This is a genomic window from Amycolatopsis sp. NPDC114478 (assembly GCF_055633805.1).
In genome coordinates this window covers 55,981-78,459 of record NZ_JBVKDO010000016.1, presented here as the reverse complement: position 1 = coordinate 78,459, position 22,479 = coordinate 55,981, and the positions used below count along the sequence as shown (strand labels likewise).

At 72.2% G+C, this 22,479-nt stretch carries 19 protein-coding genes and 1 pseudogene; 11 read left to right on the top strand and 9 right to left on the bottom strand.

Annotation, left to right across the window (positions count from 1 at the left end):
- Window positions 1-56 precede the first annotated feature (56 nt).
- The 6 genes from ACZ7OH_RS35535 (at window position 57) to ACZ7OH_RS35510 (ending at window position 7,419) form a co-directional block, all read left to right on the top strand.
- Window positions 57-1,376 (top strand): SWIM zinc finger family protein, encoded by a 1,320-nt coding sequence (locus ACZ7OH_RS35535; RefSeq protein WP_470284854.1) that lies wholly within the window; start codon window positions 57-59, stop codon window positions 1,374-1,376.
- A gap of 34 nt (window positions 1,377-1,410) precedes the next feature.
- Entirely contained in the window at window positions 1,411-2,796 is a 1,386-nt protein-coding gene (locus tag ACZ7OH_RS35530) for a DUF5691 domain-containing protein (RefSeq protein WP_470284853.1), read from the top strand.
- Window positions 2,793-3,878 (top strand): ATP-binding protein, encoded by a 1,086-nt coding sequence (locus tag ACZ7OH_RS35525; RefSeq protein WP_470284852.1) that lies wholly within the window; start codon window positions 2,793-2,795, stop codon window positions 3,876-3,878. The genes ACZ7OH_RS35530 and ACZ7OH_RS35525 overlap by 4 nt, the downstream gene beginning before the upstream one ends.
- Window positions 3,875-6,055, top strand: coding sequence for a DUF5682 family protein (locus ACZ7OH_RS35520; protein ID WP_470284851.1), 2,181 nt, complete (start codon window positions 3,875-3,877; stop codon window positions 6,053-6,055). The genes ACZ7OH_RS35525 and ACZ7OH_RS35520 overlap by 4 nt, the downstream gene beginning before the upstream one ends.
- Window positions 6,052-7,221 (top strand): VWA domain-containing protein, encoded by a 1,170-nt coding sequence (locus tag ACZ7OH_RS35515; protein WP_470284850.1) that lies wholly within the window; start codon window positions 6,052-6,054, stop codon window positions 7,219-7,221. The genes ACZ7OH_RS35520 and ACZ7OH_RS35515 overlap by 4 nt, the downstream gene beginning before the upstream one ends.
- Before the next feature lie 75 nt (window positions 7,222-7,296).
- Window positions 7,297-7,419: a ribosomal protein bL36 gene (locus ACZ7OH_RS35510; RefSeq protein ID WP_086684836.1), complete on the top strand. Its 123-nt coding sequence runs from the start codon at window positions 7,297-7,299 to the stop codon at window positions 7,417-7,419.
- A 127-nt stretch (window positions 7,420-7,546) separates the two neighbouring features.
- Here the strand turns inward: ACZ7OH_RS35510 and ACZ7OH_RS35505 are convergent, their stop codons facing one another.
- From ACZ7OH_RS35505 to ACZ7OH_RS35475, 7 genes are all read right to left on the bottom strand, one after another.
- Window positions 7,547-9,016 (bottom strand): flavin-containing monooxygenase, encoded by a 1,470-nt coding sequence (locus tag ACZ7OH_RS35505; protein WP_470284849.1) that lies wholly within the window; start codon window positions 9,014-9,016, stop codon window positions 7,547-7,549.
- 66 nt (window positions 9,017-9,082) lie between these two features.
- Entirely contained in the window at window positions 9,083-11,443 is a 2,361-nt protein-coding gene (locus ACZ7OH_RS35500; RefSeq protein WP_470284848.1) for a polysaccharide lyase 8 family protein, read from the bottom strand.
- A 227-nt stretch (window positions 11,444-11,670) separates the two neighbouring features.
- Window positions 11,671-13,125 (bottom strand): aldehyde dehydrogenase (NADP(+)), encoded by a 1,455-nt coding sequence (locus tag ACZ7OH_RS35495; RefSeq protein ID WP_470284847.1) that lies wholly within the window; start codon window positions 13,123-13,125, stop codon window positions 11,671-11,673.
- A 15-nt stretch (window positions 13,126-13,140) separates the two neighbouring features.
- Window positions 13,141-14,268: a hypothetical protein gene (locus ACZ7OH_RS35490; RefSeq protein ID WP_470284846.1), complete on the bottom strand. Its 1,128-nt coding sequence runs from the start codon at window positions 14,266-14,268 to the stop codon at window positions 13,141-13,143.
- A 4-nt stretch (window positions 14,269-14,272) separates the two neighbouring features.
- The gene (locus tag ACZ7OH_RS35485) at window positions 14,273-15,529 is read right to left on the bottom strand and encodes a glucarate dehydratase family protein (protein WP_470284845.1); all 1,257 of its coding nucleotides are present in this window, start codon (window positions 15,527-15,529) and stop codon (window positions 14,273-14,275) included.
- Window positions 15,529-16,464: a 5-dehydro-4-deoxyglucarate dehydratase gene (locus ACZ7OH_RS35480; protein WP_470284844.1), complete on the bottom strand. Its 936-nt coding sequence runs from the start codon at window positions 16,462-16,464 to the stop codon at window positions 15,529-15,531. Before ACZ7OH_RS35480 ends, ACZ7OH_RS35485 begins: the two co-directional genes overlap by 1 nt.
- 52 nt (window positions 16,465-16,516) lie before the next feature.
- A complete protein-coding gene (locus ACZ7OH_RS35475) occupies window positions 16,517-18,022 on the bottom strand; it encodes a sodium:solute symporter family protein (RefSeq protein ID WP_470284843.1) in 1,506 nt (501 codons plus the stop codon).
- A gap of 153 nt (window positions 18,023-18,175) precedes the next feature.
- On the opposite strand from ACZ7OH_RS35475, the gene ACZ7OH_RS35470 reads away from it, so the two are divergent.
- From ACZ7OH_RS35470 to ACZ7OH_RS35460, 3 genes are all read left to right on the top strand, one after another.
- Entirely contained in the window at window positions 18,176-18,985 is an 810-nt protein-coding gene (locus tag ACZ7OH_RS35470) for an IclR family transcriptional regulator (protein WP_470284842.1), read from the top strand.
- A gap of 27 nt (window positions 18,986-19,012) precedes the next feature.
- Window positions 19,013-19,819: an NAD-dependent epimerase/dehydratase family protein gene (locus tag ACZ7OH_RS35465; RefSeq protein ID WP_470284841.1), complete on the top strand. Its 807-nt coding sequence runs from the start codon at window positions 19,013-19,015 to the stop codon at window positions 19,817-19,819.
- 76 nt (window positions 19,820-19,895) lie between these two features.
- Window positions 19,896-20,624, top strand: a complete 729-nt coding sequence (locus tag ACZ7OH_RS35460) for a polysaccharide deacetylase family protein (protein ID WP_470284840.1) — start codon at window positions 19,896-19,898, stop codon at window positions 20,622-20,624.
- Here the strand turns inward: ACZ7OH_RS35460 and ACZ7OH_RS35455 are convergent.
- Together ACZ7OH_RS35455 and ACZ7OH_RS35450 are read right to left on the bottom strand one after the other, a co-directional pair.
- Window positions 20,608-20,769 carry a hypothetical protein gene (locus ACZ7OH_RS35455; RefSeq protein ID WP_470285022.1) on the bottom strand — a complete coding sequence of 54 codons (162 nt, stop codon included), beginning with the start codon at window positions 20,767-20,769 and terminating at the stop codon, window positions 20,608-20,610. The genes ACZ7OH_RS35460 and ACZ7OH_RS35455 overlap by 17 nt on opposite strands.
- 184 nt (window positions 20,770-20,953) lie before the next feature.
- Window positions 20,954-21,085: pseudogene (locus tag ACZ7OH_RS35450) on the bottom strand (hydrolase); the annotation flags it as partial.
- A gap of 24 nt (window positions 21,086-21,109) precedes the next feature.
- Here ACZ7OH_RS35450 and ACZ7OH_RS35445 point away from each other — a divergent pair.
- Window positions 21,110-21,586 carry a response regulator transcription factor gene (locus ACZ7OH_RS35445; RefSeq protein ID WP_470284839.1) on the top strand — a complete coding sequence of 159 codons (477 nt, stop codon included), beginning with the start codon at window positions 21,110-21,112 and terminating at the stop codon, window positions 21,584-21,586.
- Window positions 21,583-22,479 carry an aminoglycoside phosphotransferase/kinase family protein gene (locus ACZ7OH_RS35440; protein ID WP_470284838.1) on the top strand — a complete coding sequence of 299 codons (897 nt, stop codon included), beginning with the start codon at window positions 21,583-21,585 and terminating at the stop codon, window positions 22,477-22,479. The genes ACZ7OH_RS35445 and ACZ7OH_RS35440 overlap by 4 nt, the downstream gene beginning before the upstream one ends.

Genomic DNA, 22,479 nt, shown 5'->3' with positions numbered 1-22,479 from the left:
GAAATTGTCGGTGGGTGCTGGCATGCTTCAGCGAGTACCGGAAAGCGAGGGCGACAGTGGGGGGACAGGTGGTGACGGCGGTGCCGTGGACCGCGGAACGCGTGGCCGGGCTGGCGCCGGATCCCGCTTCGGAGAAGGCGGGCCGGGCGCTGGCCGCGCCGGCGAGGTGGTCGGGCGCGGGTGCGTCCGAAGACGCCGTGTGGGGCTTCTGCCAGGGCAGTGGCAAGAAGCCGTACCAGACGTGCGTCGAGCTCGCCGAGCCCGCGTTCCGGTGTTCCTGTCCCAGCCGGAAGTTCCCGTGCAAGCACGCGCTCGGGCTGTTGCTGGTGTGGGCGGCGGGAAAGGTGCCGCCGGCCGAACCACCCGAGTGGGTGCACACGTGGCTCGCCGAACGCGCCGACCGCGCTCGCAAGGCGGAGAAACGCGCGGAGGCGGCCGGGCCCAAGGACGAGGAAGCGGCCGCTCGACGCGCTTCGGAGCGGGCGGCGCGGGTCGAAGGCGGCGTCGCGGAGCTGAAGATCTGGCTGACCGACCGGATCGGTGCGGGTTTCGCCGGGTTCGAGCGCAGCGGCGGTGAAGAGCTCCGCACGGTGGCGGCACGCATGGTGGACGCGCAGGCGTCCGGCCTGGCGGGCGGGTTGCGCCGGGCGGCGGGGATCGTCGGCCGCCGCGACTGGCCGGAAGCGCTGCTGGGCGAGCTGTCGCTGGTCTACCTGCTGGCGGATTCGGCGACGCGGTTGGCCGCACTGCCGTTGCCGTTGGCGGAAACGGTCCGCACCCGGCTGGGGTTTTCGGTCGAGACGGCGCGGGTGCTCGAGCAGGGAGAGCGGGTAGCGGACGAATGGCTGATCACGGGCGCGGCGGACGAGGAGAACGACCGGCTGCTGACGCGCCGGACGTGGCTGCGCGGCCGTGACACGGGCCGGGACGCGCTGGTGCTGTCGTTCGCGCCGCCGGGCCGTCCGCTGGATTCTTCGTTGCCACCAGGGCATTTGCTGACGGCGGAGCTGGCGTTCTACCCGGGCGCGGCACCGTTGCGGGCGTTGGTGGTCGAGCGCGGCATCCCGTTGGCGGCCTCGTCGGCGTCCGGCGGGTCGATTTCCGACGCGCTGGCGGCTTACGCGCGGGCGATGGCGGCGGACCCGTGGCTGGAGCGCTGGCCGGTCTTGCTGTCGGGCGTGACGCCGGCGGAACACGGCAGCGGCTGGTGTCTGTCCGAAAAGGACGGAACGGCGGTGCCGCTGGTGCCGTACGCGTTCCCGTGGTCGTTGCTGGCGATGTCGGCGGGTCGGCCGCTGACGGTGGCCGGCGAGTGGAGCCCGGCGGGTCTGCGCCCGCTGACTTGCTGGCACGAGGACCGGGCGGTGCGGCTGTGAACTTCTCCCTTGTCCACGAACAGGAGGTGCGACCGTGAAAGCCTGGGAAGACCTCGTCGGCACCGCGCTCCTCGGCACCCGCCGTCGCACGCTCGACCCCGCCACCCAACCGGCCGCCGTCCAGGAGCTCGTCCAAGACCGTGACGACCCCGCCGAACAGCTCCTCGCCGCGGCGGCCGTCCTCACCACCTACCGCCGGGCCGGGCGGCAGCCCCTGCGCGACGTCCGCCCGCTGCCCGTCGCGGCCCCCGACGATCGGCCCTTCGTGCCGCCCCTCGCCCGGGAACGCCTGGCCCGCCTGCTCGCCGCCAGCCACCCCGATCTCCTCCTGGAGTGGCTCGGCATCGTCGCGGGCACGGACTACCGCGTCCCGCCGGAAACCCTCCCCCTGCTCGCCGAAGCCGCGCGGAGCAAGGCCGCCCTGCGGGGGCCGCTCGTCGCCGTCGCCGGGCCTGTCGGGGCGTGGCTCGGGCAGCGGAACCCCGACTGGGCCTTCCTCTGCGCGCCGGCCGAGGCGGGCAAGGACGTCTGGCAGTACGGCAGCCTCGCCCAGCGCCGCCGCTGGCTCGCCACCACGCTCACCCAGGACCCCGCCGCGGCCCGGGAAGCCCTCCGCACGTCCTGGAAGAGCGAACCCGCCGACGTCCGGTCGGACTTCCTCGGCGTGCTCGCCGGCCACCTCGAAGCCGTGGACGAAGACTTCCTCGAAGCCGCCCTCGCCGACCGCGCCGCGGCCGTCCGGGAACGGGCCGCCGAACTGCTCGGCCGCCTGCCCGGCACGCGGTACGGCGAAAGCATGGCCGACCGCCTGCGGCCCCTGGTCCGCCGCCGGGGCCGCGTCCTGGAAGTCACCGTCCCGCAAGGGGAACGCGGCGACGGCACCGTCCGGCTGCGCACGCTCGTCGCGGCCGCTCCGCTGGCCTTCTGGACCGAGTTCGGCCCGCCCGCCGAGGTCGTCCGGATGACCGTCGAAGGCTGCCCGGCCGGCGTCCTGCGCGACTCCTGGGCCACCGCCGCCCTGCGCCAGCGCGACGAAACCTGGGCCCAGGCCCTGATCGGCGCCGACCCCGGCGGCCGCACCACGCCGCCGCTGCTCGGCGTGCTCGGCCCGGCGAGCCAGGCCGCCACCGTCGGGCACCTGATCGGCCGGCTGCCCGTCGAATCGTTCGCGCGGCTGGTGCACGAGCTGCCCCGGCCGTGGACGAAGGAGCTCGGCACCGCCCTCCTCGACTGGATCGCCCGCCAGGCCGACCACCGCCTGGTCTCGCACGCCGCCGTCGTGATCGCCCGCGCCGTCCCGCCGGAGTGCCTGCGCCACCCGCTGGCCACCACCCGCCTGACCATGGACGCCGGGCCGTGGCGCCGGGCGCTCACCGAAACGCTGAACTTCCGCCGCGAAATGTACGAGGAGCTCGCATGACCGCCCCCATCGTCCTCCGGCCGCACGCCGAACAGGACCACGCCGCCGAGCTGGCCGCGCTGGCCGCCGCCGACGACCGGGCCAAGCCGCCCCACTGGAACCTGTCGCCGTGGGCCGTCGTCGAGTACCTGCTCGGCGGCACCCTGCCGGACGGCACCGTGATCACCCCGAAGTACGTCGGCCCGCGGCGGCTGATCGAAGTCGCCGTCGCGACGCTGGCCACCGACCGCGCGCTGCTGCTGCTCGGCGTGCCCGGCACGGCGAAGACGTGGGTGTCCGAGCACCTCTCGGCGGCGATCAGCGGCGACTCGACGCTGCTGGTGCAGGGCACGGCGGGCACGTCCGAGGAGTCGATCCGCTACGGCTGGAACTACGCCCGGCTGATCGCCGAGGGCCCGAGCGCCGCCGCGCTGGTCGAAAGCCCGGTGCTGCGCGCGATGCGGGACGGCAAGCTCGCCCGCCTCGAAGAGCTGACCCGCATCCCGGCCGACGTCCAGGACTCGCTGATCACGATCCTGTCCGAGAAGACGCTCCCGATCCCCGAGCTGGGCACCGAGGTGCAGGCGCGCCCGGGCTTCAACCTGATCGCGACGGCCAACAACCGCGACAAGGGCGTCAACGAGCTGTCGAGCGCGCTGCGGCGGCGGTTCAACACCGTCGTGCTGCCGCTGCCGGACAGCGCCGAGGCGGAGGTCGAGATCGTCAGCAGGCGGGTCGCCGAGCTGGGCACGTCGCTGCAGCTGCCCGTCGAGGCCGCCGAGCTGGCCGAGATCCGGCGGGTGGTCACGGTGTTCCGCGAGCTGCGCTCGGGCCGCACCGAAGACGGCCGCACGGCGGTGAAGTCGCCGTCCGGCACGCTGTCGACGGCGGAAGCGATCAGCGTGCTGACCGGCGGCCTCGCGCTGGCGGCGCACTTCGGCGACGGTGTGCTGCGCCCGCACGACGTCGCGGCCGGCATCCACGGCGCGGTGGTCAAGGACCCGGTGGCCGACCGCGCGATCTGGATCGAGTACCTCGAGACGGTCGTCCGCGAGCGCGACGGCTGGGCCGACTTCTACCGGGCGGGCCAGGAGATCTCGTGACCACCCACCTGCTCGGCATCCGCCACCACGGCCCGGGATCCGCCCGGGCCGTGGCGAAGCGGCTCGCCGAACTGGAGCCCGACGTCGTGCTGATCGAGGGTCCACCCGAAGCCGACGCGCTGGTCGAGCTCACCGAAGACCCGGCCATGCAGCCGCCGGTCGCGCTGCTGGCGTACGCGACCGACGACGTCTCGCGCGCCGCGTTCTGGCCCTTCGCCGTCTTCAGCCCGGAGTGGCAGGCGCTCGCGTACGCGCGCGAAGCCGGGATCCCGGTGCGGTTCTGCGACCTCCCGGCCGCCCACACGTTCGCCGCCGGCCCGGACGAGCACGCCGGCCCGCCGGTCGACCCGTTGGCGCTGCTGGCTTCGGCCGGCGGTTACGACGACCCGGAACGCTGGTGGGACGACGTCGTCGAGTCGCGGCGTGACGACGAAAACCCGTTCGAGGTGATCGCGGACGCGATGACGGCGGTGCGCGAGGACGAGGACCCGCCCCGGGGCAGCGAAGCGCGGCGCGAGGCCTACATGCGCTCGGTGCTGCGCCGCACCCGCAAGGACGGTTTCGAGAACATCGCCGTCGTCTGCGGCGCCTGGCACGTGCCCGCGCTGGCCGACCCGCTGCCGCCCGCGTCGCACGACCAGACCGTCCTCAAAGGACTGCCGAAGCGGAAGGTCGCGTGCACCTGGGTCCCGTGGACCCACGGCCGGCTCGCGACGGCCAGCGGCTACGGCGCGGGCGTGCGCTCCCCCGGCTGGTACCACCACCTGTTCACCACGCCCGAAGACGTCACCACGCGCTGGCTGGCCGGCGTCGCGGCGGTGCTGCGCGAAGAGGACCTGCCCGTCTCGACCGCGCACGTCATCGAGGCGGTCCGGCTGGCCGAGACCCTGGCCACGCTGCGCGGGCGGTCGTCGGCCGGGCTGGCCGAGGTCACCGAAGCCACCCGTTCGGTGCTGTGCGGCGGGGACGAGGTGCAGGTCGAGCTCGTCACGCGGCGGGTGGTGGTCGGCGAACGGCTCGGCGAAGTGCCCGATCGGGTGCCGCAGCCGCCGTTGGCCGCGGACCTCACCGCGACCGCGAAACGCCTGCGGCTCAAAAAGGACCCCGTCGTCAAGGAGCTCGACCTCGACCTGCGCACGCCCGGCGGGCTCGACCGCTCGAAGCTGCTGCACCGGCTGCGGATCCTCGGCATCGAGTGGGGCAGCCGGGAGGCGTCGGCGCGGCGGAACAAGGGCACGTTCCGGGAGACGTGGGCGCTGGCTTGGGAACCGGCGTTCGAGGTCGACCTGGTCGCGGCCGCGGTGTACGGCACGACCGTGCCGTCGGCGGCCACCGCCGCGGTCCGCGGCACCGTCGAGGGCACGCCCCCGCTGGACGAGGTGACCACGGCCGTCGAGAACTGCCTGCTCGCCGACCTGCCGGACGCGCTGCCCGAGGCGCTGGCGGCGCTCGACGCGCGAGCGGCGGCGGACGCGGACGTCGCACGGCTCATGTCGGCGCTGCCCGCGCTGGCCCGGGCGACGCGCTACGGGAACGTCCGGGGCACCGACACCGGCGCGCTGCGCGCGGTGGCCGACCGCATGCTCGACCGGATCTGCGCCGGTCTGCCGCCGGCGACGCACGGGATCGACGACGACGCCGCGGCCCGGATGGCCCAGCTGGTCGACGGGGTGCACGACGCGACGTCGCTGCTCGGCGAGGAGCCCAAGGAACGCTGGCTGTCGGCCCTGGCGCGGCTGGCCGAACGGCCGTCGCTGCCGCCGCTGCTGGCCGGGCGCCTCACCCGGATCCTGCACGACGCGGGGCTGCTCGACGCGCTCGACATCGAACTGCGGCTGGGCCGCGCGCTCACGCCGGGGATCGCGCCGTCGGCGGGCGCGGCGTACGTCGAGGGCTTCTTCGACGGCGGCGCGCTGCTGCTGGTGCACGACGAAGGCCTGCTGCGGGTCATCGACGCGTGGCTCTCGGCGATCCCCGCCGACGTCTTCACCGAGGTGCTTCCGTTGCTGCGCCGCACGTTCGGCGCGTTCAGCGGACCCGAGAAACGGGCGATCGGGCACCGGGCGGCGGGGCTCGACGGCACCGCGGCCGTCGTCGCCGTGACCGACGAACTGGACGAGGGCCGGGCGGAGCGCGTGCTGCCCGTCCTGGCGACGTTGCTGGGGGTGGGGGCATGACCGCGGACACGGAACGCGCGCGGCGCTGGCGGCTGGTGCTCGGCGCCGAAGGCGCGGGCGAGGGGTCGGGGCTGGCCGACGCCCCGCTGTCCGATGAGGACAGTGGGGTCGACGCCGTGCTGGCCGCCCTCTACGACAAGCCGGACGAGGAGGCCACGGGCGGGCCGCGCAGCGCGAACCTGGGCGCGTCGGCGCCGCGGGTCGCGCGCTGGCTGGGTGACATCCGGCGGTACTTCCCGAGCACCGTCGTGCAGGTGATGCAGCGCGACGCGGTCGACCGGCTCGGGCTGACCCGGATGCTGCTGGAGAAGGAGCTGCTCTCGGCGGTCGAGCCGGACGTGCACCTGGTCGGCACGCTGCTGTCGCTGAACGGGGTGCTGCCGGAAGAGACCAAGGAGACCGCACGCCAGGTCGTCCGCAAGGTCGTCGAGGAGCTGGAGGAGCGGCTGGCCGAGCGCACGCGGGCGGCGATCAAGGGGGCGCTGGACAAGGCGTCGCGCACGCACCGGCCCCGGCCGGGCGACGTCGACTGGGCGCGCACGATCCACCGGAACCTCAAGCACTACTCCCCCGAGCTGCGCACGATCGTGCCGGAACAGCTGATCGGGTACGGGCGGCGCCAGCAGGCGGTGCAGCGGGACGTGATCCTGGCGGTCGACCAGTCGGGGTCGATGGCGGAGTCGGTGGTGTACTCGGGGCTGTTCGGCGCGGTGCTGGCGTCGATGCGGGCCCTGCAGACGTCCTTCGTGGCGTTCGACACGGAGGTCGCGGACCTGACCGAGCACCTCGCCGACCCGGTCGACGTGCTGTTCGGCACCCAGCTGGGCGGCGGCACGGACATCAACCGGGCGATCGCGTACTGCCAGGGCCTGGTCGGCCGGCCCGAGCAGACGCTGCTGGTGCTGATCAGCGACCTGTACGAGGGCGGCGACGAGGACGAGCTGCTGCACCGCATCGCCGAGCTGGTGGGCGCGGGAGTCCAGGTCGTGACGTTGCTGGCGCTCTCGGACTCGGGGGCGCCGTCGTACGACCACGAGAACGCGGCGGCCCTGGCCGAGCTGGGAGTGCCGGCGTTCGCGTGCACGCCGGACCAGTTCCCGGAGCTGATGGCGGCGGCCGTCCGAGGCGACGACCTGCAGTCCTGGGTGGCGCGGGAGACCAGCTGAGTTGCGGAATGAAACTCTTCGGCGGGTGGTTGAAGGGGACGTGGGACGCAGTGCCCGCAGGAAGGACGGCTCGCCATGAAGGTCCGCAGCTCGATCCGCTCGCTCGCCCGCCAGCCGGGTGCCCAGGTCATCCGCCGGGGGACGAAGGTGCTGGTGATCAACAAGGACAACCCGCGCAACAAGGCCCGCCAGGGCTGACGAAGCGGTAGGGGATTTACGCGGCCGGGCCAGGGGGCCCGGCCGCCCGTTTCGGCTCGATCGCGTGGCGATCGCAACGGCCCGCCCGTCGCGTCACGCACGCTGCAGGGCGATCGCCCCTGGCCCCTCAGCCGGCCGCGGCCGCCCGGTCTTCCGCGCGGCCGAAGCGCATCACTCCGTCGTCGACCCGGCCGAGCCGCATGTCCGCGAAATCCAGCAGATAGTTCTGGCGCATCATCCAGGGCCGCTTCTCACCCTGCTTCGGCAGGCCGGGAGCGGCCCTTTTGATGTAACCCGACGCCAGGTCCACGATCGGCCGCGGGCGGCCCGCCGACGATGCCGACTCCGCGTCCGGCGCGCAGAACGCGAACCCGCGCCGATCCAGGTACGCCAGCAGCCGGCACACGTACTGGGACGTCAGATCTGCCCGCAGCGTCCACGAGTTGTTCGTGTACCCCACGCACCACGCCAAGTTCGGCACGCCGCCGAACATCATCCCCTTGTACGCGCGCTGGTCCCCCGGCTCCACAACCCGGCCGTCCACCGTCAGCGCGATCCCGCCGAAAGCCACCAGCCGCAGCCCCGTCGCCGTCACGATGATGTCCGCAGCCAGCGAACGGCCCGACTCCAAAGAAACTCCGGACGCCGTGAACCGCGCGATCCGGTCCGTCACGATGTCCGCCTTGCCCGACCGCAGCGCCCGGAACAGGTCCGCGTCCGGCACCAGGCACAGCCGCTGGTCCCACGGGTCGTACGACGGCACGAAGTGCGGGTCCACCGGGATCGACGCCGGCAGCTGCGCCGCCACCCGGTCGCGCAAAGCCCGGGCGGCACGCCGAGGCAACCGCCGCATCAGCTGGAAGAACAGCGTTCCCATGACGACGTTCTTGCCGCGCACCAGCCGGTGCGCGAGCTTCTCCGGCAGCAGCGCCCGGAGCCGGTCGGCCAGCGCGTCCCGGCCCGGGCGCGCCACGATGTACGACGGCGACCGCTGCAGCATCGTCACGTGCGAAGCGCGCGACGCCAGCGCCGGGACCAGCGTCACCGCCGTCGCGCCGCTGCCGATCACCACGACCCGCTTGTCCGTGTAGTCCAGCGACGGGGGCCAGTGCTGCGGGTGCACGATCTCACCCGCGAAGTCCGCGCGCCCCGGGAAGTCGACGACGTGCCCGGACTCGTACGAGTAATAACCGCTGCACAGGTACAGGAACCGGCACGTGAACGTGGCGCCGTGCTCGGTCGAGACCGTCCACCGCGCCGACGAAGACGACCACGACGCCCGCACCACGCGGTGGCCGAAGCGGATCCGGTCGACGATCCCGTGTGCGGAGGCGGTCGAGCGGATGTACGACAGGATCGACGGGCCGTCCGCGATCGCCTTCGGGTCCTTCCACGGCCGGAACGGGTAACCGAGCGTGAACATGTCCGAATCGGACCGGATGCCCGGGTACCGGAACAGGTCCCAGGTTCCGCCGATCGTGTCACGCGCCTCGAGCACCGCGTACGTCTTGCCCGGCAGCCGCTCCTGCAGCCGGCACGCCGCGCCGACCCCGGACAGCCCGGCCCCCACGATCAGGACGTCGAGGTGTTCGGTCATGAAACCAGCCTAACCGAGGTGGGGACCCCGCCGGACCGGGTCGGGGCACCGGTCCGGCGGGGAGGCCTACCTCAACGGCACCAGCGAAGTCGCGCCGAAGGTGCCCTTCAGCGGCACCGTCACGGCCTTGCCGCGCACGGTCACCGTGACGCTGTCCTGCGTCTGCGTCGGGTCCGACACCGCGAGCTGACGCCGCCCGACCGCCACCGACGCCGGGCCGGACACCCGCACGTCGCCGACCGAGCCGGCGGCGAAGAAGTTCGCCAGCACCGTGCCGTCGCCCGTGCGCACCGCCTGTGCCACCGAGGTGTTCGTCAGCACGTGACACGCCAAGGACTCCGTCAGCGTGCCGATCACCGACGCGCCCGGCAGCACCGCGTACGCGTAGGTCGCGTCGACCGGCTTGACGCCGTGCTCCAGCACCAGCTTCTGGTACCGGCGCGTGTTCGGCGTCGTAGTGCCCTTCGTGTTGGCGCCGGTGTCGATGTCGCGCCACGCGCCGGTGCGGTCTTCGCGCAGCGCCGTGACCGAAGCGTCGTCCAGGAGCACGTACCCGCCGACGTTCTCCAAGTGCAGCCAGCGCGGACGACGCAGTGCCGAGGCCTTGCCGAGGTCGGTCGGGACGCGGCGGCCATCCGCGAGCAACGCGCCACGGCCGCCCTCGCCGAGGTTGCGGTTCTCGATCGTCGTGCGCACGGCGCTCGCGGACGTGCTGGTGATCCCGGCCCCGAGGCACACGATCCCGGACGGCGTGAAGAACCACGACTTCTTCGCGACCAGGGAGCCGTCCCACGACTTGAAGTCGAACGCGTAGGCACCGGTGCGCGTGTCCCAGCGGACGCCGCCGGTGTGCGCGTTCGGACCGACCGGCACGCCGCCGAACTTCGGGTCGACCGGGCCGTCGTTCTCGGTCGTGCCCGGCAGCAGCAGCGGGTCGACCGTCGGCCAGTAGGCGTCGGTGTAGTGGCCCTTGGCGTTCGGCAGGAATGTGTAGAGCACGCCGTCGCCGACGTAGAAGCCCTTGAGGTTCTGGCCGTTGATGGACTCGTAGCGCGAGATCCGCGTCGAGCTGACCCCCAGGGACGCCGACCAGTCGTCGGTGACGTGCACCATCCGGTCCTGCTGGCCGAAGACGCGGTGCGTCGCGGTGACCCGCGCCGGGCGCGCGCCCGAGGCCAGCATGTCCTGCGCGAACTCGATGCCCGGCGTCGCCACCAGGTCCGGGCCGGGCGCGAACCGCTCGGGATCCGGGATCTTCAGGAACGGCGCGTACGTCCCTTCCTTGATCCACTTCGCGGCGAGCGCGTTGAGGTCGGTCTTCGTCTTGCCGGACGCCGTGCGGGCCAGCACGAGCGTCGCGACCGTCAGCTGGTGGCCGATGTCGTGCCCGGTCTCGCCCTGGCGCGAGAGCATCCGGCCGCGCACCGGCTCCATCAACGCGCCCGCGTAGACGAACGGCGCGAAGCTGTCCGCCACCAGCGCGTAGATCTTGTCCTTGACCGGCTGCGGCAGCGCGTACTCGGTGCCCGCCGTGACGTGGATGGCGCCGGCGAGCGCGGTGAGCAGGACGATGCCGTAGTGCCCGGGGTACGGGATGGTGTCGTGCTGGATGAACGAGCCGTCGACGTGGAAGCCGTCGCCGGCCGCGCGGTCCAGCTTGGCGACGACGCTGGCCGCTCCCCCGCCGGCGACGTCGGTGAGCGCGTCGATGCCGGTCTTGATCCAGGCGGTATCGCCGAGCATCGCGCCGGAGACGATCGAAATGAGGGCCTTGTCGGCGCGGTTCGCGCCGGTCTCGATCACCGACGCGTTGTTGGCCCGCAGGTTCGGGTTGCCGACGAACCGTTTGACCGGCGCGAGGTAGCGGGCCAGCTGCTCGGCGGTGAGCTGGTCGGCGACCACCGACAGCGTGTGCAGCAGGTAGTACGGGATGCCGATCTCGTAGGTGTACCAGTTGCCGATCTCGCCGACGTTCTCGTTGTACTGGCTGGCGTAGATCAGCTCGAGCACCGTCTTGATCCGGTCGAGCACCACCGGGTCGCCGGACAGCGCGCCGCCCGGCGTGCCCCAGTCGACGGCGATGGCGCGCAGCCGCGCGTACATCGACGTCGTGTAGTCGCTGCCCGGGCCGAGCGGCAGGTCCGTCCACAGTGGAGCGCCACCGCCGGCGACGGACAGGCTCGCGTTGTACGCCTTGGCGACGCGGCCCAGGTTGGCCAGCGCCTCGGCGCGTTCCGGCGACGGCCGGTTGATGCCGGTCTGCAGCTGCCGGTAGGCGGCGACGATCGGGGCGGTCGCGGCGGGCACCCCGCTCACGGCCGGGGTGCCCAAGGGCGCTGCGGAAGCGAACGCGGGACGGGTGAGCAACACGGTCGAAGCGGCCGCCAGCGCGCCGCCGCGCAGAGCGTTTCTCCGGTTCACGGGCATGGCAATGCCTCCCAGGAAGACATCCTCGGCTTGCGGGGAAAGGGGATTCAGTTGTGCGGCGGCGGATTCGGTGTTCGGCGCCGAAAACTGTCGGTGCCGGACGATAGAGTGGAACCGGGGGGCGCCCCCGCGGGATCAGGGGCTGCGGGTCGGGGAATCGGGTCAGCGGCGCCGAAAACTGTCGGTACCAAGCGGTAAAGTGGAAACCGGGGGGGCGCCCCGCCGGGTCAGCGGGAGCCGTCGGTGCGGCGGGGCAGCTGCCAGGGGTTGGCCTCCTGCAAGGGTTCGGGCAGCAACGCGTCCGGGAAGCCCTGCCACGCGATCGGGCGCAGGAACCGCTCGATCGCGGCGGTGCCGACGGACGTCGTGGTCGGGGCGGTCGTGGCCGGGTACGGGCCGCCGTGCTGCTGGGCCCAGCTCACCGTGACGCCGGTGGGCCAGTCGTTCCACAGCAGCCGGCCGGCGATGCGGCTCAGCGCCGGCAGCACCGGCCGGATCCAGTCCACATCGGACTCCTCGCCGTGGATCGTGGCGGTGAGCCCCGGTTCGATGACGTCGAGCAGGCGCAGCAGCTCGGCCTGGTCGGCGTAGGTGACGATCAGCGACGCCGGCCCGAAGCACTCTTCGTGCACGGTGTCGCCGCCCTCGAGGAACTGCTTGCCGGTGGTGGCCAGCAGCGTCGGGGTGAACGCGGGCGACGAAGAATCCGACGAAGACACGACCTCGACGCCCGGGACCTCCTTCAGCAATGAAAGCTTGGAATCGTATCCGGCGGCGATGCGGTCGTTGAGCATCGGCTGGGCCGCGGCCCCGTCCAGCGCGTCCTTCAGGGTCGAGGTCAGGTTGTGGTCCTCGGGCAGGAACAGCAGGCCCGGCTTGGTGCAGAACTGGCCGGCGCCGAGGGTGAACGACCCGGCGTAGCCCTTCGCGACGGCCTCCCCGCGCGCCGCGATGGCGGCCTCGGTGACGACGACCGGGTTGACGCTGCCCAGCTCGCCGTAGAACGGGATCGGCCGCGGCCGCGCGTTCGCGATGTCGAACAGCGCACGCCCGCCGGGGATGGACCCGGTGAACGACGCCGCGGCGATGCGCGGGTCCTTCAGCGCCGTGACGCCTTCCTCCTGGCCGAAGATGACATCGAAGATGCCCTCGGGCGCACCCGCGCCGACCAGGGCTTCGCGCAGGATCCGGCCGGTCAGCGCGGACAGCTCGGGGTGCCCGGGGTGCGCCTTGAGGATCACCGGGCAGCCGGCGGCGAGTGCGGACGCCGTGTCACCGCCGGCGACGCTGAACGCGAACGGGAAGTTGCTGGCCGCGAACACCAGCACCGGGCCGATCGCGGTCTTCACGCGGCGGATGTCCGGACGCGGGCCCATCGGCCAGTCCGGGTCGGCGTGGTCGACGGTCGCGCCGAGGAACTCGCCGTCGGTGAGCACCTCGGCGAAGAGGCGCAGCTGGAACGTCGTGCGCTTCAGCTCGCCCGCCAGCCGCGGGGTGGCCGGCAGGTGCGTTTCGCTGTGGGCCAGCGGGACGAGGTCGTCGGCGGCGGCGTCGAGGGCGTCGGCGGCCGCGACGAGCCAGCGGGCGCGCTCGGCCGGGGTGGCCGCGGCGGCGGGGCGGGCGGCTTCGGCGGCCCCCGCCAGGATCTTCTCGAGCGTGGCGGCGTCGGTGGCCTGGCTCATGGGTGGAACAGCTCCTCAGTTCTCTTGGGCGGCGGCGGTGGCCGTGGCCAGGTCGCTCCAGCGACCCGGACCGGCCAGTCCGAGGTGGTACAGGTGCAGCTCGGCCGCGCCCGCCTTGGCCAGCTCGCCGGCGTACGCGGCGATGTCCGGCACCGGCGCCGCGGCGACCGCGGTGATGTAGCTGCCGATCGCGACCCGCTCGGGCAGGGCCTCCCTGGCCGCCGCGACGGCTTCGGCACCCGTGGCGGGCGCCCAGCCGAACAATACGACCGCGTCGACGTCGTCCGCAGCGGACGGCGTCAGCCCGGGCAGCGCGCCGGTGACCCACGGGTCGAGCGCGCCGTGCAGCACGATCCGGACTCCCGCGGGCAACGACGCCAGCACCGCGGCCCGCAAGGCATCGGTCGCTTCCTGCCGGACCCGCAGCAGCATCGAGGTCAACGACGGCGGCAAACCGTCGGCGGTGACACCGAGGTCGCCGGTCGCGATCAGCCGCCGGACCTCCTCGACGAGCTGGGCCCGGACGGTGTCGGTGTCGAGGTCCCACCCGGCAGCGCACGCGTCGCAGCAGCAGATCGACAGCAGCCGGGCCACCGCGGGCGCCCAGACGCCGTCGGTCTTCTCGTGCTGGTGCTGGTGCACCGCGCCGAGCGGGCCGCAGGCCTCGAGGATCACCGACGAGAGCTCCAGCCCGGCGACGGCCTGGGCGGTCAGCGTCGCCGCGTACTCGCGCACCGCGGGCTGCGACGGGCACAGCGCCCACGGGTACGGCTCGCCGAAGCAGTTGCGGACCACGACGTCCGGGTGGTCGTAACCGAGCTGGGAGTTGTGGGTCAGCACGATCCACGCGGCCGCCGGGATCCCGGCTTCGTTGAGCAGCCGGACGGCGTCACCACCACTGTCCTCCGCCGACACCCAGTCCGGAGTGGACGGTCGCAGCGCGCCCCATCCATCGGAAAGCGGCCGGTAGAACGCCGCGTGCCGCGCCACGACGGCGGTGCGCGACGCCGACCACGGCGTCGCCGCACGCGCGCTGTGGTACGACAGCGCGACGGCCACCTCGTCGACGCCGAGGTCGCGGGCCCGCGAGGCGAACCCGGGCTCCAGGACGTCCCAGGGGTAGGCGTATCCCGTCACCTTCACCGGGTCACCACCTCGCCGTGTTGGGCTCGAACCCGGCAACGTACTTGCGCATGTAGGTCACGTCGTCCCGTTTGGTCAGTCCACATCGGACGTAGTTCTCGTGCAGGCGGGCCAGCGCGTCCTCGTCGAGCTTCACGCCCAGACCCGGGGTCGTGGGCACCTTGACAGCCCCGTCCCGGAAAGAAAGCACGCCCGGCTCGATGACGTCCTCGACCTTCCACGGCCAGTGCGTGTCGCAGGCGTAGGTCAGGTGCGGGGTCGCCGCGGCGACCTGGACCATCGCGGCGAGGCTGATCCCGAGGTGGCTGTTGGAGTGCATCGACAGGCCGACGCCGAAGCTCTCGCACGTCGTCGACAGCGACTGCGTCGCCCGCAGGCCACCCCAGAAGTGGTGGTCCGACAGCAGAACGCCGATCGCGCGCGCCCGGAAGCCCGGGTCGATGTCGCCGAAGTTCACCACGCACATGTTGGTGGCCAACGGCATCGACGCCTCGGCAGCCACCCGCGCCATGCCCTCGATACCCGGCGTCGGGTCTTCGAGGTACTCCAGGACACCGTCCAGTTCGGACGCGACCCGGATGCCGGTCGCAGGAGTCCACGCGCCGTTCGGGTCGATCCGCAGCGGGTGCCCGGGGAACGCCTCGGCCAGCGCGCGGATCCCGTCGACCTCCTGCGCGGGCTCGAAAACCCCGCCCTTGATCTTGATCGAGCGGAAGCCGTACTCGTCGATCATCCGCTTCGCCGAGCCCACCAGGGTTTCCGGCGTCGTGATCTCGCCCCAGGAGTCCTCGCGGCCGTCGACGTGCTTGCCGTACTTGTAGAACAGGTACGCGGAGAACTCGACGGCGTCGCGCGCCTTGCCGCCGAGCAGGTCGGTGATCGGGCGGCCGAGGTACTGCCCCTGCGCGTCCAGGCAAGCGACCTCGAACAGCGAGTACACGCTGGCCACGGTCTTGCGGATGGAGAACCCGCCGATCAGCCCGTGCGCGTCGGTCAGGACCGTGCCCGACAACGCCTGCGCGACCAGCCGCTGCAGGCCGGGCAGGTCGAAGACGTCGTGGCCGCGCAGCTGCGGCAGGACCTTGCGCACCTCGCCGAGGAACGCGGAGTCGCCGTAGGACTCGCCGAGCCCGACGATCCCGTCTTCGCACTTCACCTGGACGACGCTGCGCAGCGCGAACGGCTCGTGCACGCCCATGACGTTGAGCAGCGGCGGGTCGGCGAACGCGACCGGCGTCAGCACCACATCGAGGATCTTCATCAGCCCAGCGCCTTCAGCGTGACGAAGCCGTCCTCCACGATCTTCTCCAGCCGGTGGATCTGCTCCGGCGTCGGCTCGACCAGCGGCGGCCGGACCGGGCCGACCTTGTCGCCGCGCAGCCGGGCGGCGGCCTTGACCAGGGAGACGGCGAAGCCGGGCGTCTCGTCCCGCAGCGCCACCAGCGGCAGGTAGAAGCCGGTCAGCAGCGCGTCCATCACGCGGGTGTCGCCCTCGCCGAGCGCCCGGTGGAAGCGGTGCGCGATCTCGGGCGCGAAGCAGTGCACCGCCGAGGAGTAGCGGGCGACGCCGATCGAGGCGTACGCCTTGGCCGAGACCTCCGCGGTCGGCAACCCGTTGAAGAACAGGAAGTTCCGCGACCGCTCGGTGTCCAGCGCGCGGATGGTGGTGACGATCCGGGTCATCACCTCGACGTCGCCGTAGCCGTCCTTGAGCCCCACCACCGAGGGGATGTCGAGCAGCGCCGCCGCGGTCTGCGCGGTGTACACGCCGGTGCCGCGGTGGTAGACGATCACCGGCACCGACGAGTCGCCGACGGCGTAGCGGACGAAGTCGACCAGGCCCGCCGGCGGCCCGGTGACCAGGTACGGCGGCAGCAGCAGCACGCCGTCCGCACCGCCGGCCTCGGCGAGGGCGATCCCCGCGCGCGCCGAGGCGGCACCCCCGCCCGCACCCACCCAGACCGGGACCCGGCCCGCGGCGACCTCACGGGTCTTCGCGAGCACCGCGGCGTGCTCGGCCGGCGACAGCGAGCTGAATTCCCCCGTGCCGCACGCGACGAACAGGGCGCCGGCGCCCGCCGCGATGTGGCTCTCCACGTTCTCCGCGAGCGCGTCGAGGTTGACCTCGAGGTTCTCGGTGAACGGGGTCAAGGGGAACGCCAGCAGGCCGTCCAGCGCGATCTCGGTCTGTGCCATCTGTTTTCTGCTCTCCGTTTGTCGGGTGCTGCCGGGGGTGGACCGGCGTCGGTCAAGCGGGCACGGTCGTGCCTTCCTTCGTGCGGTCGACGTCGTCGTCGGCGTTCACGGTGTCGACGATCTCATCGGCGGCCGCGCTGCGCTCGGGGGCGAGCAGGCCGAGGCCGATGTACAGGGCGAGCGACACCAGGATCGGCGTCGCGACCAGCACCGTCTGGTTGGCGTTGAGGACGTAGTACACGAGCGCGTAGTCGATCAGGCCGCCCGCCCACGAGACCAGCGCCGCGCGCGGGCCGCACTTGCGGAACCACGGCAGCATGCCCAGCAGCAGCGGGATCGAGATCGGGCCCATCAGCGCGGCGACCCAGTTGACGACGATCTGCAGCACGCCGCCGAGGTTCTGCGCCTGGGTGGCCACCAGCATGGTCAGCGCCACGAAGATGACGGTGGTGATCCGGGCGGCCTTCAGGCCCTGGACGTCGGTCCACTGCCGGGTGCGGCGGACCATCGCCGGGATCATGTCGCGGGTGATCACCGCGGAGATCGCGTTGGCGTCGGAGGAGACCATCGCCATGGTGTGCGAGAAAATGCCGGCCAGCACCAGGCCGATCAGGCCCGGCGGCAGGAACGTCGTCGTCATGATGGCGTAGGACTGCGTCGGGTCCTTGATGCCGGGGATGAGCAGCGGCGCCGCGAACATCGGGAACATGAGCACCAGCGGCCACAAAAGGTACAGCGCCGACGAAAGCCGCGCGCCGCGCCGGGCCTCGTGGGTGTTCGGCGCCGCCATGTAGCGCTGCGCCAGGTTCCACATGCCTCCGTTGTACTCCAGCGTTTTCACGAGCACGTAGACCAGGAGGAAGATCGTTGTGTACTTGGACGTCACGGGGTTGACGTGGTTTTCGGGCAGCTTGTCCCACATCGTCCAGAGCGCGGAGATCCCGCCCAGCTTGCCGAGGACGACGACGATCATCACGATCGCGGCGATGGCCTGGATGACGAACTGGCCGAAGTCGGTGAGCGCGTCGGCCCACAGGCCGCCGATGGTGCAGTAGACGAGGGTGACGGCACCGGTGATGAGGATGCCGAGGTTGTAGTCGAGCCCGGCGAAGACGTGCAGCAGCGTCGCGACGGCGAACCACTTGGCCGCGATGTCGAAGATCTTCAGCAGGCTGCCGCTCCAGGCGAGCGCCTGCTGCGTCGGCACGTTGTACCGCTTCGCGAGGTACTCCAGCGGTGAGGCGACGCCGAGCTTCGAGCGCAACCGGTTCCAGCGCCCGGCGAACAGCCAGCTGCCGATGCCCACGCCGATGCCGATGCTGGCGAAGCCCCAGAAGTACACGGTGACGCCGCTGGTGTACGCGACGCCCGCGTACGCGACGAAGAGCACGGCGCTGTAGCCGGACATGTGGTGCGAGATGCCGGCCAGCCACCACGGCATCTTGCCGCCGGCGGTGAAGAAGTCCTTCACGTCGCTGACCCGTTTGTGCGACCACCAGCCGATCACGATCATCAGCGCGAAGTACGCGCAGACCATCGTCCAGTCGAGTGCGTGCACCGCAGGCTCCCTTCCGCGTCCACTTCGATGTGGTTCACCTGTTCACATCTATGAACGGAGTCTGTTATAGTGATTATGTTCATCCATAAGAACGTTGTTCGGGACGCTAATATGGCCGGAGTCACAAGTCAACGGCCGGACGGAGGCGCACAAATGCCGCAGAAGGTGGACAACCCGGCCGCGGCCGACGGCGCTCCCGCCGAGTCGTCCGGCGTGAAGTCCGCACGCCGGGCCGTCGACCTCATCGAGACGTTCGCGGCCAACGACGTCTGGCTCTCGCTGTCCGATCTGCACGCGCGCACGGGCTTTCCGCGCTCGTCGCTGCACGGCCTGCTGCGGACGCTCCTGGAAGCCGGCTGGCTGGAGGCGGACGCCAACACCGCCCGCTACCGCCTCGGCGTCCGCGCCCTGATCTGCGGCACGGCGTACCTGGACCGCGACGCCGTCGTCCCGTTCGCCACCGAGGCGCTGGAGCGGATCCGGGAGAAGACCGGCTTCACCGCGCACTTCGCGCGCCGCAACGGCACCGAGGTCGTCTACCTGGAGACGCGCGAGTCGCAGCGGTCCACGCACCTCGTCTCCCGCGTCGGGCGCACGCTGCCCACGCACGCGACCGCGCTGGGCAAGGCGCTGCTGGCCGAGCTGACGCACGAGGAGATCGAGACGCTGATGCCGGCGTCGCTGACCGCGTTGACCCCGAACACCATCACCACGCTCGAAGGCCTGCACGCCGAGTGCGCCGCGACCCGCGAGCGCGGGTACGCCTCCGAGGTCGAGGAAGGCACGCTGGGCGTCCGGTGCGTCGCCGCGGTGATCCCCTACCGGATCCCGGGCACGGACGCGATCAGCTGCTCGATGCCGATCGCCCAGGTGACCGACGCCGACGCGCAGCGCGTCGGCGAGCTGCTCGCCGAAATCACCACCGAGCTCGGGCAGCAGCTGCGCCGGGCCGGCATTCGCTGACCGCCGCCCTTACCGAGAGGACCCACAATGACGGACCAGCGCGTGCTCATCACCGGGTCGGCGGGTGTCGTCGGCACCCTGATGCGCCCCCGCCTGAAGCGCGAAGGCCGCGTGCTGCGCCTGCTCGACGTCGCCCCGCAGACGGCGTCGGACGCCTCCGAAGAGATCGTGACGGCGTCGGTCACCGACGCGGCGGCGATGGCTTCGGCGTGCGAAGGCGTCGACGCGCTGATCCACCTCGGCGGGCACAGCCGCGAGAACTCGTGGGAAGCGACGCTCGACGTCAACATCAACGGGACGCACACGGTGCTGGAGGCGGCGCGGGCGGCGGGCGTTTCGCGCGTCATCCTGGCGTCGAGCAACCACGCGGTGGGCTTCCGCCGGGTGGATTCGGACCTGCCGGCGGACTCGTCCCCGCGCCCGGACACGTACTACGGCGTCTCGAAGGCGGCGATCGAGGCGCTGGGGAGCCTGTACCACTCGCGGTTCGGCATGGACGTGATCGTGATCCGGATCGGCTCGTGCTTCGAGACGCCGTTGCCGCTGGGCCCGCGCGGGTTGACGACGTGGCTTTCGCCGGACGACGGCGCCCGCCTGTTCGAGGCGTGCCTCGCGGCGCCGTCGCCGGGGTACCGGCTGATCTGGGGCGTCTCGGACAACACGCGCCGGATCTATTCGCTGGAGGAGGCGGAGGCGCTGGGCTACAAGTCCCTGGACGACGCCGAGGTGTACGCGGACCAGCTGGCGTCGAAGCCCGCACCGACGGGGATCGCGGCCGAGTACGTCGGCGGCCCGTTCTGCACCGCTCCCCTGGGCGTGTTCAACCCGCTCTGACCGTTTCGGGAAGCCGCGGAGGTATTAGTACCTTCGCGGCTTCCCGCGTTCCGGCCGCGCCGCCAAGGTGGACGTCATGATCTTGAAATCCCGCCGCGCGCGGAAGTGGGCCATCGTGGTGGCGTGCGTGCTGGTCGTCGTGCTCGGCGGTGCCTTCACGCTGTTCGAGGTGTCGAAGTCGCGGACGTTCCAGTTCTTCGGCAGGCTCGTGAACCGCGTCGAGACGACGGAGAAAGTCGTCGCGCTCACCTTCGACGACGGGCCGGACCCGGCTGGTACGCAAGCCATCCTGGACACTTTGCGGAGCCGTCAGGTCTCGGCGACCTTCTTCCTCATCGGCCGGGACATCGCCGCGCACCCCGATCTCGCGCACGCCATCGCCGCGGCGGGACACGAAATCGGCAACCACAGCTTCAGCCACGAGCGGATGATCGGCGTGACGCCCGCGTGGGTCGCGGACGAGGTCGAAGCCACCGACGCCCTCATCCGCACGACGGGCTACACCGGCGAGATCCTGTTCCGGCCGCCGAACGGCAAGAAGCTCTTCGCCCTGCCGCACTACCTGGCCGAGCACAACCGGACGACGATCACGTGGGACGTCGAGCCGGACTCGGACGGGACCCCTGACACGGCGACCGTCACGAATACGACGCTGAACCAGGTCCGGCCCGGCTCGATCGTGCTGCTGCACGCGATGTACGCGTCTCGCGAGCAGACCCGGCAAGCCATCGCGCCGATCGTCGACGGGCTCAAGGAGCGCGGCTACCGGTTCGCGACCGTGTCCCAGCTCATCGCCTTTGGGTAGAGAGCGGCGAGCGCGCGAAGCCGGCGAGACGATCTCGCCCGCCGGCGCGGTCGATGACGTCGCGGGTGGCGCACTCCTCCGTGCTGCCTCCGGTGACGTGCTCGAGGAGCTGGTCGAGCAGCAGGTAGTTGGTGTTCGAATACACCCCGGGCGGGTCGGCCGGCGGCCATCCCGATCAGCTCGACCGGGTCGAACCGCGTGCACCGGTGGTCGTCGAGGCTGTCCGGCCGGGTCTCGGCCAGGTTGGGGAACGCCTTGAGGCTCGGGCTGGCGTACGGGAGGTACTCGGCGAGCCCGCTGGGGTGGTCGATCAGCATCCGGACCGTGATCGCCCGTCCGCGGTCCCCGGGCACGAGCGCGGGCAGGTAGTGGCCGATCGGGGTGTCGAGGCCGATCCGGCCGGCCTCGACCTGGCGCAGCACCGCGGCGGCCGCTGCCGTCGTGACGGAACTCTGGCGCATGCCGCCGACAGTAGAGTGCCCGGCATGATCCGGGTTCAGGTCGTCGACGACCACGCGCTGGCTTGCGAGGGCATCGCGCTGATCCTGGATGCCAGGCCGGGCCTGGACGTCGTCGCGCAGTACGCGATCGGTCCGGAGCTGCTCGGCTCGTCCGTGGAGGCGGACGTCGTGCTGCTGCCGCCCACGGCTCCGCGGGTGCTGATGCTGACCACGGTCGGCCGGCCCCGCGAGATCCGCGAAGCCCTCAACGCGGCCGCGGTCCGAGCCGCGCACCAGGTCGTCACCGCGCTGGGCCCGGCGAGCGCGTTGAGCGCGGGTGGCGCACTCACGCCGCGCGCGCGGGATGTTTTGACGCTGCTGGGCGAAGGACTGTCCAATCGGGACATCGCGGCACGGCTGCGGTCGGCCGAGCGGACGGTCAAGGCGCGCGCGGGGAACGTGCTGGCCAAGCTGGGCGTCACGAGCCGCACCCAGGCCGCGCTCGTGGCCAGGGACCGGTGATCCCGTCCTGGTGCGCGGAGCACCTGGGGAGCGTCCCGGCCGAGGTGCTCTTCGAACGCAAGTCGCTGTCCGAGGTGGCCGGGCTGCGGCTGGCCGACGCCCGCGAAGTCGTCGTGAAGGCTCGCGACGGCGAAGGCCGGGAGGCGTCCTGCGTCGCCGCCCAGGCGCGGCTGGCGGAGCGCGGCTTCCCTTGCCCGCGGCCGCTTACGCCGGTCACCAAGGTCGGCTCGCTGGCCGTCCACGCGGAGGAGCTCCTGCCCGGCGGCGAGCTGCTGCTCGGCGACACCCCGGACATCGCCGAGCGCTACGCGGCGGTGTTCGCGTGGCTGAAGAGCGAGCTGGCCGACGTCGTCGTGCCACCACCGTTGCCGAACCCGCGCTGGGCCCGGTGGGATCACCTGGACCCGGGGCTGTGGCCCGCGATCGGGTTCCTGGACGAACGGGACCAGCGCGCCGTGCCCGCGCACGTCGTGGAGACGGCGAGCCGGGCCCGGAAGCGGTTGCTGGCCATGGATCTGCCGTGCGTGCTGGGCCACGCCGACTTCGAGGCCCAGAACCTCCGCTGGCGGGACGGCGAAATCCGGGCCGTGCACGACTGGGACAGCCTGGCGTGGCAACCGGAAGCCGCCCTCGTGGGAGCGGCCTCGGCGACGTTCGCCAACGCTTCGCCGCCGACTCTGGCTCCCATCGCGAGCTCCGCCGCGTTCTTGGCCACCTACCAGGAACGCCGGGAACGCCGGTTCACCGCGGAGGAGCTGGAGATCGCGTGGGCGGCGAGCCTGTGGACGGCCGTGCACAACGCACGGTGGGAGGCGCTGCACGGCGATCCCCCGGTGTGCGGCGAGGCGGTCCGCGGCCAGGCGGCCGAACGCCTCCGGCGCGCCCGCGCCTGA